11 protein-coding genes are annotated in these 12,031 nt (G+C 71.9%); 9 read left to right on the forward strand and 2 right to left on the reverse strand.

The annotated features are described in order from the left end of the window. The first annotated feature begins 73 nt into the window (after nucleotides 1-73). The 6 genes from eccD (at nucleotide 74) to ACL02R_RS29535 (ending at nucleotide 7,240) form a co-directional block, all read left to right on the forward strand. Nucleotides 74-1,501, forward strand: coding sequence for a type VII secretion integral membrane protein EccD (gene eccD, locus ACL02R_RS29510; RefSeq protein WP_412800027.1), 1,428 nt, complete (start codon nucleotides 74-76; stop codon nucleotides 1,499-1,501). A gap of 203 nt (nucleotides 1,502-1,704) precedes the next feature. Beyond that, entirely contained in the window at nucleotides 1,705-1,995 is a 291-nt protein-coding gene (gene rpsO / locus ACL02R_RS29515; protein ID WP_052852115.1) for a 30S ribosomal protein S15, read from the forward strand. A 338-nt stretch (nucleotides 1,996-2,333) separates the two neighbouring features. Next, nucleotides 2,334-4,556, forward strand: a complete 2,223-nt coding sequence (locus ACL02R_RS29520; protein ID WP_412800028.1) for a polyribonucleotide nucleotidyltransferase — start codon at nucleotides 2,334-2,336, stop codon at nucleotides 4,554-4,556. Continuing rightward, on the forward strand, nucleotides 4,553-5,923 hold the full coding sequence (locus ACL02R_RS29525; protein ID WP_412800029.1) for a M16 family metallopeptidase: 1,371 nt from the start codon (nucleotides 4,553-4,555) through the stop codon (nucleotides 5,921-5,923). Before ACL02R_RS29520 ends, ACL02R_RS29525 begins: the two co-directional genes overlap by 4 nt. Nucleotides 5,924-5,992: 69 nt before the next feature. Then, complete coding sequence (dapB, locus tag ACL02R_RS29530; protein WP_412800030.1) at nucleotides 5,993-6,748, forward strand: 4-hydroxy-tetrahydrodipicolinate reductase; 756 nt, start codon at nucleotides 5,993-5,995, stop codon at nucleotides 6,746-6,748. Between the two features lie 3 nt (nucleotides 6,749-6,751). Next, nucleotides 6,752-7,240 carry a hypothetical protein gene (locus tag ACL02R_RS29535; RefSeq protein WP_412800031.1) on the forward strand — a complete coding sequence of 163 codons (489 nt, stop codon included), beginning with the start codon at nucleotides 6,752-6,754 and terminating at the stop codon, nucleotides 7,238-7,240. Between the two features lie 30 nt (nucleotides 7,241-7,270). Here ACL02R_RS29535 and ACL02R_RS29540 read toward each other — a convergent pair whose 3' ends face one another. Together ACL02R_RS29540 and ACL02R_RS29545 are read right to left on the reverse strand one after the other, a co-directional pair. After that, nucleotides 7,271-7,816 carry a hypothetical protein gene (locus ACL02R_RS29540; protein ID WP_412800032.1) on the reverse strand — a complete coding sequence of 182 codons (546 nt, stop codon included), beginning with the start codon at nucleotides 7,814-7,816 and terminating at the stop codon, nucleotides 7,271-7,273. Between the two features lie 72 nt (nucleotides 7,817-7,888). After that, on the reverse strand, nucleotides 7,889-8,092 hold the full coding sequence (locus ACL02R_RS29545) for a hypothetical protein (protein ID WP_412800033.1): 204 nt from the start codon (nucleotides 8,090-8,092) through the stop codon (nucleotides 7,889-7,891). Nucleotides 8,093-8,294: 202 nt separating this feature from the next. Here ACL02R_RS29545 and thyX point away from each other — a divergent pair, with 202 nt between their 5' ends. From thyX to ACL02R_RS29560, 3 genes are all read left to right on the forward strand, one after another. Further along, on the forward strand, nucleotides 8,295-8,987 hold the full coding sequence (thyX, locus tag ACL02R_RS29550; RefSeq protein ID WP_412800035.1) for an FAD-dependent thymidylate synthase: 693 nt from the start codon (nucleotides 8,295-8,297) through the stop codon (nucleotides 8,985-8,987). Between the two features lie 204 nt (nucleotides 8,988-9,191). Then, entirely contained in the window at nucleotides 9,192-10,091 is a 900-nt protein-coding gene (gene dapA / locus ACL02R_RS29555; protein WP_362965314.1) for a 4-hydroxy-tetrahydrodipicolinate synthase, read from the forward strand. A 129-nt stretch (nucleotides 10,092-10,220) separates the two neighbouring features. Next, nucleotides 10,221-11,906, forward strand: a complete 1,686-nt coding sequence (locus tag ACL02R_RS29560) for a ribonuclease J (protein WP_412800034.1) — start codon at nucleotides 10,221-10,223, stop codon at nucleotides 11,904-11,906. Nucleotides 11,907-12,031: the final 125 nt, after the last annotated feature.

Consider the following 12,031-nt stretch of genomic DNA (forward strand, 5'->3'; position numbering starts at 1 on the left):
CCTAGTGGGGACCACCGACAGCACAGCGGGTAGGGTGGCGGGCGCAGTCCGTGCCCGGGGAGGGAGACAGCACGTGAGCACGACCGCGACCACCGGCTTCTGCCGTGTCACCATCGCCGCGCCCACCAGCCGGATCGACATGGCGCTGCCGGACGACATCCCGCTCGCCGACCTCAGCCCGGAGATCCTGCACCTCAGCGGCGCCGAGCCGGAGCCGGGCGCGCCCGTCGGCTACCACCTCGTACGCCGCGACGGCACCGTCCTCGACGGTGCCCGCACCCTCGCCGCCCAGCGCGTCCTGGACGGCGACGTCCTCGCCCTCCGGCCCTTCGCCGACTCGCTGCCGCCCCCGGTCCACGACGACGTCACCGACGCGATCGCCGACGCCGTCACCCGCGACCGCCTCCTGTGGCACGAGGACCTGCTGCGCACCGCCGGCCTCACCGCGGCGGGCGTCCTCGGCGCCCTCACCGCCGCCGTCCTGTGGGCGGGGGAGCCCGGCACGCACGGGATGCACGGCACCCCCGGCCTCGTCGCCGGCGTGCTCGCCGTCCTGTTCGCCGCCTTCGCCGCCGTACGCGCCCGGGTCTACGACGACCACGCCGCCGCCGTCGCGTTCGGCCTCGCCGCCCTGCCGCACGCCCTGGTCGCGGGCACCGGCCTGCTCCCGCTCGACCCGGGCCACGGCGTCGGCCGCCTCGAACTGCTCCTCGGCCTCCTGGCCGTCCTCGTCGTCTCGGTGGCCCTGATCGCCGCGCTCCCGCGCGCCGCCGCCTGGTTCACGGCCACGGCGGGCGCCGCCGCCCCGGCCGCCCTCGCCACCTTCGGCGCCATCGCGACCGACGCGGAGCCCACGGCCGCCGCCGCCGTCTGCGTGCCCTTGGCCCTGGGCGCCCTCGCGTTCCTGCCCGCCCTCACCGCGAGCCTGGTGCGCCTCCCCATCGGCTACACCGCCCCGCGCCCCGGCTACGAGACGGACGACTCCGCCGACTCCGCCCCGCGGACCGACCCCGTCGACACCGCCCGCATCGCCGCCCAGGCGAGGCGCGGCCACCAGATCCTCCTCGGCCTCACCGGCGGCTGCGCGATGCTGGCCACCGGCGCGTCGGCCGTCCTCGCCTTCTCGCCCGACGGCTGGGGCCGCCTCCTGGCGCTGGCCGCGGGCATCGCCCTCCTCACCCGCGCCCGCCTCTTCCGCTACGCCGTCCAGGTGACGACGCTGCTGGCCGCCGGGCTCGTCACCCTCGCGCTCCTCGCCCTCGGCCACGCGCTCGGCACCTCCGCCGACGGCGACCTGCGCACCCTCTGGCTCGCCGCCGCCCTCACGGCGGGCGCCGCCCTCATCGCCTCCGTGGCCCTGATCGTGCCCCGCGCCGGTCTCACCCCCTTCTGGGGCCGGGTCCTCGACCTCACGGAGGGCGCGGTCCTGCTGTCGCTGATCCCGCTCTGCCTCGCCGTGCTCGACGTCTACGCCGAGGCCCGCGGCCTGACGAGCGGCTGATCCCGCCGCCCGAGCCGCCCACCTGCCCGGATGTGCTCGGCACGCCGATCTGTTGTACCGTGCTCACTGGCCGTTTGCGTACGCGCCCCCGGAGTCTTCTGGAGGAAGCGCTCAGCGGACCCCGCCTTCCGAGTTCAGGAAGCTCCTCCGCGCATCAGGCGGAGGCACTCGGTGGCCCTACATGACATCCCCAAGGAGTACGTGTGTCGTCGCTCGACGCCGCTACGAAGAAGCAGATCATCGCCGAGTTCGCCACGCAGGAGGGCGACACCGGCTCCCCCGAGGTCCAGGTGGCGCTGCTGTCCCGCCGTATCTCGGACCTGACCGAGCACCTGAAGACCCACAAGCACGACCACCACTCCCGCCGCGGCCTGCTGCTGCTGGTCGGCCAGCGCCGCCGCCTGCTCCAGTACCTGGCGCGCAAGGACATCCAGCGTTTCCGCGCGCTGGTCGAGCGCCTCGGCATCCGCCGCGGCGCGGCGGGCGCGAGGTAGTACGCCCACGAGGGAGCGGCCACCGCTGGCGGGGCCGCTCCCTTCGCCGTATACCGGTGCGTGTACGGAACACACACGAGACACCCCGGCGCCGGGCCCGATGCCCGGCTCCTTTGTAGGCTGGACCCGAACGTACGGATCGGACGGCCCAGCCAGATGACCCAGCCGGACGACCCAGCGAGACGACGCAGGAGGCGGAGCGCCTGCCAGACCGTCGCCGGTCCTCGGTAGTGGCTTCCGGGCAGTGCCCGGGGGCTTCGATCGAAGGCCGGCTCGTCGGAGGTGCTCCACCCCACCCGCCCCCGCCGCAGGGGGCGCAGAAGAGGAGATATTACAAGGTGGAGAACGAGACCCACTACGCCGAGGCCGTCATCGACAACGGCTCCTTCGGCACCCGCACCATCCGGTTCGAGACCGGGCGGCTCGCCCGCCAGGCCGCCGGCTCCGCGGTCGCCTACCTGGACGACGACACCATGGTGCTGTCGGCCACGACCGCGTCGAAGCACCCCAAGGACCAGCTCGACTTCTTCCCGCTCACGGTGGACGTCGAGGAGCGGATGTACGCGGCCGGCAAGATCCCCGGCTCCTTCTTCCGCCGCGAGGGCCGGCCCTCCGAGGACGCCATCCTCACCTGCCGCCTGATCGACCGGCCGCTGCGCCCGTCGTTCCGCAAGGGCCTGCGCAACGAGATCCAGATCGTCGAGACGATCATGGCCCTCAACCCCGACCACCTGTACGACGTGGTCGCCATCAACGCCGCGTCCTGCTCCACGCAGCTCGCCGGCCTGCCGTTCTCCGGCCCCATCGGCGGCACCCGCGTGGCCCTGATCAGCGGCCAGTGGGTGGCGTTCCCGACGCACACCGAGCTGGAGGAGGCCGTCTTCGACATGGTCGTCGCCGGCCGCGTCCTGCCGGACGGCGACGTCGCGATCATGATGGTCGAGGCCGAGGCGACCGAGCGCACCATCGAACTGGTCAAGGGCGGCGCCACCGCGCCGACCGAGGAGGTCGTGGCCGCCGGCCTCGAAGCCGCCAAGCCGTTCATCAAGGCGCTGTGCAAGGCGCAGTCCGACCTCGCCGCCAAGGCCGCCAAGCCCACCGGCGAGTTCCCGATCTTCCTGGACTTCCAGGACGACGTCTTCGACGCCCTGTCCGCCGCCGTACGCGACGAGCTGGCGCAGGCCCTCACCATCGCGGGCAAGCAGGACCGCGAGGCGGAGCTGGACCGCGTGAAGACGGTCGCCGCCGAGAAGCTCCTGCCGCAGTTCGAGGGCCGCGAGAAGGAGATCTCCGCCGCCTACCGCGCGCTGACCAAGCAACTGGTCCGCGAGCGCGTCATCCGTGAGAAGGTCCGCATCGACGGCCGCGGCGTCACCGACATCCGTACGCTCGCCGCCGAGGTCGAGGCGATCCCGCGGGTGCACGGCTCGGCCCTGTTCGAGCGCGGCGAGACGCAGATCCTGGGCGTCACCACGCTGAACATGCTCCGCATGGAGCAGCAGCTGGACACCCTCTCCCCGGTGACCCGCAAGCGCTACATGCACAACTACAACTTCCCGCCCTACTCCACCGGCGAGACCGGCCGCGTCGGCTCCCCGAAGCGCCGCGAGATCGGCCACGGCGCGCTCGCCGAGCGCGCCCTCGTCCCGGTGCTGCCGACGCGCGAGGAGTTCCCCTACGCGATCCGGCAGGTCTCCGAGGCCCTGGGCTCCAACGGCTCCACCTCCATGGGCTCCGTCTGCGCCTCCACCATGTCGCTGCTGAACGCCGGTGTGCCGCTGAAGGCGCCGGTCGCCGGTATCGCGATGGGCCTGATCTCCCAGGAGATCGAGGGCGAGACGCACTACGTGACGCTGACCGACATCCTCGGCGCCGAGGACGCGTACGGCGACATGGACTTCAAGGTCGCCGGCACCCGCCAGTTCGTCACCGCCCTCCAGCTCGACACGAAGCTCGACGGCATCCCCGCCTCCGTGCTCGCCGCCGCCCTGAAGCAGGCGCGCGACGCCCGGCTGCACATCCTCGACGTGATGAGCGAGGCGATCGACGTCCCGGACGAGATGTCCCCGAACGCGCCGCGCATCATCACCGTCAAGATCCCGGTGGACAAGATCGGCGAGGTCATCGGCCCCAAGGGCAAGATGATCAACCAGATCCAGGAGGACACCGGCGCGGACATCACCATCGAGGACGACGGCACGATCTACATCGGCGCCGCCGACGGCCCGTCCGCCGAGGCCGCCCGCACGACGATCAACGGCATCGCCAACCCGACGATGCCCGAGGTCGGCGAGCGCTACCTGGGCACCGTCGTGAAGACCACGACGTTCGGCGCCTTCGTCTCGCTGCTCCCCGGCAAGGACGGACTGCTGCACATCTCGCAGATCCGCAAGCTCGCCGGCGGCAAGCGCGTCGAGAACGTGGACGACGTCCTCGGCGTCGGCCAGAAGGTCCAGGTCGAGATCGCCGAGATCGACCAGCGCGGCAAGCTCTCCCTCATCCCCGTCCTGGAGGAGGAGGCGTCCTCGGACGCGGCGGCCGAGGACGGCGCCGACAAGTGACCCGCAGCTCAGCCAAGGCCACGGCCCGCCCCACCGCTCCGGTGGGGCGGGCCGTGCCCGGTCCGCGCCCCGCCGACGGCGCCGCCGTCCGCAGGACGGTCCTCCCCGGCGGCCTGCGGGTCGTCACCGAGACCGTGCCGGGCGTACGGTCCGCCACGTTCGGCATCTGGGCGCGCGTCGGCTCCCGCGACGAGACCCCGGCGCTCGGCGGCGCGACGCACTACCTCGAACACCTGCTCTTCAAGGGCACGGAACGCCGCAGCGCCCTGGACATCTCGGCCGCCGTGGACGCGGTCGGCGGCGAGATGAACGCCTTCACCACGAAGGAGTTCACCTGCTACTACGCGCGGGTCCTCGACACCGACCTGCCGCTCGCCGTGGACATCGTCTGCGACATGCTCACCTCGTCCGTGATCGCCCCCGAGGAGGTCGATGCCGAGCGCGACGTCGTCCTTGAGGAGATCGCCATGACCGAGGACGACCCGAGCGACGGCGTGCACGACCTGTTCGCGGCCACGCTCTTCGGCGACACGCCCCTCGGCAGGCCGGTCCTCGGCACCGTCGAGACCGTGAACGCCCTGACCCGCGACCGCGTCGCCCGCTTCTACCGCAAGCACTACGACCCGACGCGCCTCGTCGTCACGGCCGCGGGCAACGTCACGCACGAGGACGTCACCGCCCGCGTCGCCGCCGCCTTCGAGGCCGCGGGCGCCCTGCCGGGCACCGGCGCCGCCGAGCCGGTCGGCCCGCGCGGCGGCCACCGCACGGTCCGCGCGGCGGGCAAGCTGGACGTCGTCACGCGCCCCACCGAGCAGGCCCACCTGATTCTCGGCATGCCGGGCCTGTCCCGCCACGACGAGCGGCGCTGGGCGCTGAACGTGCTGTCCACCGCGCTCGGCGGCGGCATGAGCTCCCGCCTCTTCCAGGAGATCCGGGAGAAGCGCGGCCTGGCGTACAACGTCTACTCCCACACGTCCGGGTACGCGGACTGCGGCCTGTTCGGCATCTACGCCGGCTGCCGCCCCGACCGGCTCGGGGACGTCCTGGCCGTCTGCCGTGAGCAGCTCACCCAGGTCGCCGAGCACGGCCTGGACGACGACGAGGTGCGCCGCGCCATCGGCCAGCTCGCCGGGTCCACGGTCCTGGGCCTGGAGGACACCGGCTCGCTCATGCACCGGCTGGGCAAGAGCGAGCTGTGCTGGGGCGAGCAGCTGACCGTCGACGCGATGCTGGAGCGCATCGCGGCCGTCACCCCGGACGACGTGCGCGAGGTGGCGCGCGAGATCCTGGGGCAGCGTCCCTCGCTCGCCGTCATCGGCCCGGTGAAGGACCGCCAGGCCGCCCGTCTGCGGGACGCGGTGGCCTGACCGGCCCGCGGACACCCGCGGACTCCTGGGAAAGACCCGCAGACCCCTGGGAAAGAGATGAGTGGAACGATGAGCAAGCTGCGCGTGGCCGTGATCGGGGCCTCGGGGCGGATGGGGTCCGAGGCGGTGCGCGCGGTGTCGGCGGCCGAGGACATGGAGCTGGTCGCGGCGCTCGGGCGCGGCGACCGGCTGGAGTCGCTGGTGGACGCGGGCGCCGAGGTTGCCGTCGAGCTGACCAGGCCGGACGCGGTGCTGGCGAATCTGGAGTTCTGCGTCGCGCACGGCATCCACGGCGTCGTCGGCACGACGGGCTGGACGGACGAACGGCTCGCCACCGTACGCGGCTGGCTCGCCGACGCGCCGGGGACCGGTGTCCTGATCGCCCCGAACTTCGGCATCGGCGCCGTCCTCACCATGCGGTTCGCCGCGCAGGCGGCACGGTTCTTCGAGTCCGTCGAGATCGTCGAGCTGCATCACCCGGACAAGGCCGACGCGCCCAGCGGCACCGCCGTACGCACGGCGCAGCTCGTCGCCGGCGCGCGGGCCGCCGCGGGGCTGCCCGCCCAGCCGGACGCGACGGCGTCGGCGCTCGACGGCGCCCGCGGCGCGGACGTCTCCGGCGTCCCGGTCCACGCGGTGCGGCTGCGCGGCCTGGTGGCCCACCAGGAGGTGCTCTTCGGCGACGAGGGGGAGGTCTTCACGATCCGGCACGACTCGATGAACCGCGGGTCGTTCATGCCGGGCGTGCTGCTGGGCGTGCGGCGGGTCGGCGGCGCGCCGGGGCTCACCGTGGGGCTCGAACATTTCATGGATCTGGACGGCTGACCGGTGCGGGCGAAGATCACCTACCTCGTTCTGTGTGCCGTCCTCGTCGGCTACTTCCTGCTGACGGGGCACCGCGGCGTCGTTCTCGTCGCGCAGGGCACGTGGGTCACGGTCCCGTTCGGTCTCGCCGTGCTGGTGCTGCCGCTGATCGGCGCGTGGTTCCTGTGGCGCAGCGGCAGCTTCGTGCTGAACGCCAACCGGCTCGCGCGGGAGCTGGAGGCCGAGGGCGGGCTGCCGGTGGACGAGCTGGCCAGGACGCCGAGCGGCCGCATCGACCGGGCCTCGGCGGACGAGGTCTTCGCCGTGCGCCAGGCGGAGACGGAGGCGTCGCCGGGCGACTGGCGCTGCTGGTTCCGCCTGGCGGTGGCCTACCACGACGCCCGTGACACGCCGCGCGCCCGCAAGGCGATGCAGCACGCGATCGCCCTGCGCGCGGGCCGCGCCGGCACGGACGCGGAAAGGGAGCCCGGCCTGTCCGGCCGGACTCCCTGACTGCGTGCAGAGGTTCTGGCTCCCCGCCGGTCAGCGGTGCTCGGCCGCCCACGCCTCGACGGTGTCGGCGGCGCGGTCGAAGGACGCGGACCGGCCGAGGAAGTCGGCGCTGTGGTCCGTGAGCAGGGTGGGGAGGGGCTCGCCCCTGCGGCGCTCGATGTGGAGGGCCTGGCCCTGCACGCTGCGGGGCAGGCCCAGCCACTTCACGGGCTGCTGGACGGTGCTCACCCGTGCCACCTCGCGCCAGCGGAGCGTGCGGGTGGTGAGCAGCCCGACGCGGCGCAGGCCGCGCGGGCTGACCCAGATGCCGATGCGCAGGATGCGCAGGGCCAGGGCGATGACGACCAGCGCCACACACACGGTCGCGCTGGCTCCGGACGGTGGGCCCGCCATGGCGATGACCAGGGCGGATATCAGGATGTAGGCGGCCAGCAGCAGCATGACCGCCGCGACGGCCACGCGCCAGGGACCGAGCCGGTAGGGGCGGCGCCAGAAGTCCAGACCGGAGTGCACGAGCGGTGTGTCCGGGGCGTCGCGGTCGGATTCTCGGTCGGCCGTGAGGAAATGCAGGGGCAAAGCGGAGTCCTCGTTCGTATCACAGTCGGATTATCCGGGGGGACAGTGCTGTGAACGGTGAGGCTATCGCGCTCAGCGGCCGTCGGCTGCTTCCGGTGCGTGGGGGGCCTGCTGCTGGTCCACGTCCAGCGCCGGCCGTCCGAGCAGCAGCGCACCGACCAGCGCGGCGGCGACCACCAGGCCGAACAGCAGCCCGCCGAGCAGGCGGCCCACGGTCGGCCGCGGGCGGCGCGGCGGCTCGACATCGCTGTGGAACTCCCCGGCCCGATCGGCCATGGCATCCACCCCCTCATCACAGATAATACAAAGTTATCAAATGAAGAATCCGACTCCCGGTGAGAAGTCCGTTTCCCCCCGTTCTTCTCCTTGCCCACCCGGCCCGTCCCCGCTGTCGGTGCCTGGCCCTAGGCTGGTCCCCGCTCCGCCGTCCACCGGGAAGGACCCGCAGGTGACCGACACCCCCAGCTTCCGCAGCGACATGACCGTCGAACTGGTCAAGCACAGCGCCGCCGACACGGACGTGCTCTTCGCCGCCCGCGTCTCCACGGCGGGGGAGCAGTCCATCGAGGAGGCGGGGAAGGACCCGGAGCGCTCCCGCGGCCTGATCAACTACCTCCTGCGCGACCGGCACGGCAGCCCGTTCGAGCACAACTCGATGACCTTCCTCATCGGCGCCCCGATCTTCGTCTTCCGCGAGTTCCACCGGCACCGCGTCGGCTGGTCCTACAACGAGGAGAGCGGCCGCTACCGGCAGCTCGGCCCCGTCTTCTACGTGCCGGCCGAGGACCGCAGACTGGTCCAGCAGGGCAGGCCGGGCAAGTACGAGTTCGTGCCCGGCACCCAGGACCAGCACGCCCTGGTGACCAAGACCCTGGAGGACACCTACCGGCAGGCGTACGCGGCCTACCAGGAGATGCTCGCCGCCGGGATCGCCCGCGAGGTGGCGCGGGCGGCCCTCCCGGTCGGCCTGTACTCCTCGATGTACGCGACATGCAACGCGCGGTCGCTCATGCACTTCCTCGGCCTGCGCACCAAGGACGAGCGCGCCGCCGTCCCGTCCTTCCCCCAGCGGGAGATCGAGATGGTCGCCGAGCTGATGGAGGCCGAGTGGGCGCGGCTCATGCCCCTCACCCACGCCGCCTTCAACGCGAACGGCCGAATCGCCCCCTGACCAGCGCCACGCCCGCCCCCACCGGTGGCCGGACGAGCGGAAAACCCGATTGAAGTGTCACGTATTGCGACATTTCACTAAGTTCATCTAGGGTGAATGAACGGACCCGGCGCTGTCTGAACCCCCGAGCAGACGGTGCCGGGTTCTCCCCGATGCACGCCCCGATGGCCCCCGGCACGCTGAGCTGCGAGTAGCGTGGAACCTATGGCTCCGACCTCCACACCGCAGACCCCCTTCGGGCGGGTCCTGACCGCCATGGTCACGCCATTCACGGCGGACGGCTCCCTCGACGTCGACGGCGCCCAGCGCCTCGCCGCCCACCTGGTGGACGCCGGCAACGACGGTCTGATCGTCAACGGCACCACCGGTGAGTCACCGACCACGAGCGACGCGGAGAAAGCGCAGCTCGTGCGGGCCGTGGTCGAAGCGGTCGGCGACCGCGCCCACGTGGTCGCCGGGGTCGGCACCAACGACACGCGGCACAGCCTGGAGCTCGCCCGCGCCGCCGAGCAGGCGGGCGCCCACGGGCTCCTCACCGTCACCCCGTACTACAACAAGCCCCCGCAGGAGGGCCTGTACCAGCACTTCACCGCCATCGCGGACGCCACCGGGCTGCCCGTGATGCTGTACGACATCCCCGGCCGCAGCGGCGTGCCGATCACCACCGAGACCATGGTCAGGCTCGCCGCCCACCCGCGCATCGTCGCCAACAAGGACGCCAAGGGCGACCTGGGCCGCGCGAGCTGGGCCATCGCCACCACCGGCCTCGCCTGGTACTCGGGCGACGACATGCTGAACCTGCCGCTGCTGTCCGTCGGCGCGGTCGGCGTGGTGTCCGTCGTCGGCCACGTGGTCACGCCGGAGCTGCGCGCCCTCATCGACTCCTACACGAGCGGTGACGTCGCGAAGGCCACCGAGATCCACCAGAAGCTGCTGCCCGTCTTCACCGGCATGTTCCGCACCCAGGGCGTGATCACCACCAAGGCCGCCCTCGATCTCCAAGGCCTCCCCGGCGGCCCCCTGCGCCTGCCCCTCGTCGGCCTCAGCGCCGACGAGACGGCACAGCTCACGCGCGATCTCGCCGCCGGCGGGGTACAGATCTGAACACACAGACGTTGCCCGAGGCGCGGATTCCCGCACCCAGGGTGATAACTGAATACCGACCAGTGCATACAGTCACGCGCGCCACAAGCCCGCAACGGGGCGGGTGGCGCGCGTGGTCAGGAGAGTCTCTTGAGTCATCCGCATCCAGAACTCGGCCGTCCGCCGAAGCTTCCTGAGGGTGGCCTACGCGTTACCCCGCTCGGCGGCCTCGGCGAGATCGGCCGGAACATGACCGTCTTCGAGTACGGCGGCAGGCTGCTCATCGTCGACTGCGGCGTCCTGTTCCCGGAGGAGGAGCAGCCCGGCATCGACCTGATCCTGCCGGACTTCAGCTCCATCACGTCCCGGCTCGACGACATCGACGGCATCGTGCTCACCCACGGCCACGAGGACCACATCGGCGGTGTCCCGTTCCTGCTGCGTCAGAAGCCGGACATCCCGCTGATCGGCTCGCGGCTGACGCTCGCCCTCATCGAGGCCAAGCTCCAGGAGCACCGCATCCGCCCCTTCACCCTGGAGGTGAAGGAGGGACACAGGGAACGTATCGGCCCCTTCGACTGCGAGTTCGTCGCCGTCAACCACTCGATCCCGGACGCCCTCGCGGTCGCCATCCGCACACCGGCCGGTATGGCCGTGCACACCGGCGACTTCAAGATGGACCAGCTGCCGCTCGACGGCCGCCTCACCGACCTGCGGGCCTTCGCCCGGCTCGGCGAGGAGGGCATCGACCTGCTCCTCGCCGACTCCACGAACGCCGAGGTGCCCGGCTTCGTCGCCCCCGAGCGCGACATCTCCGGCGTCCTCCGCCAGGTCTTCGCGCGCGCGGACAAGCGCATCATCGTGGCGAGCTTCGCCAGCCACGTCCACCGCATCCAGCAGATCGTGGACGCCGCGTACGAGCATGGTCGCCGCATCGCGTTCGTCGGCCGCTCGATGGTCAGGAACATGGGCATCGCCCGCGACCTCGGCTACCTGCGCGTCCCCCCGGGCCTGGTGGTGGACGTCAAGGCGCTGGACGACCTCGCCGACAGCCAGGTCGTCCTCGTCTGCACCGGCTCGCAGGGCGAGCCGATGGCGGCCCTGTCCCGGATGGCCAACCGGGACCACCAGATCCGCATCGTCGAGGGCGACACGGTCATCCTCGCGTCGTCGCTGATCCCGGGGAACGAGAACGCGGTCTACCGCGTCATCAACGGCCTTACACGCTGGGGCGCGAACGTGGTGCACAAGGGCAACGCCAAGGTGCACGTCTCCGGCCACGCCTCGGCGGGCGAGCTGCTGTACTTCTACAACATCTGCAAGCCCAGGAACCTGATGCCGGTGCACGGCGAGTGGCGCCACCTGCGCGCCAACGCCGAACTCGGCGTGCTCACCGGGGTCCCGGCCGAGCGCATCGTCATCGCCGAGGACGGCGTGGTCGTCGATCTCAAGGACGGCAAGGCGAGGATCGTCGGCAAGGTCCAGGCGGGCTACGTGTACGTGGACGGCCTGTCCGTGGGCGACGTCACCGAGTCCAGCCTGAAGGACCGTCGCATCCTGGGCGACGAGGGCTTCATCTCCGTCGTCGTGGTGGTGGACAGCAGCACGGGCAAGATCGTCAGCGGCCCGAGCATCCACAGCCGCGGCTCCGGTATCGACGACGCGGACTTCGCCGCGGTCATCCCGAAGATCGACGAAGCGCTGGCCAGGTCGGCCCAGGACGGCGTGGTGGACTCCCACCAACTCCAGCAGCTCGTACGGCGGACGCTGGGCAAGTGGGTGTCCGACACCTACCGCCGGCGCCCCATGATCATGCCGGTCGTGGTCGACGTCTGAGCCTCACCACCGGGCGGGGCGCCAGGATTTGCATCCGGGCGCCCCGCTCAAGTACGTTTACGTCATCGCCGCAGGGGGAAGCCGAACAGGCCAACTGCCAAGGCTCCCAAGGTAGGCGAGGCAAG

This window comes from Streptomyces sp. MS19 (genome assembly GCF_047200595.1).
Taxonomy (GTDB): Bacteria; Actinomycetota; Actinomycetes; order Streptomycetales; family Streptomycetaceae; genus Streptomyces.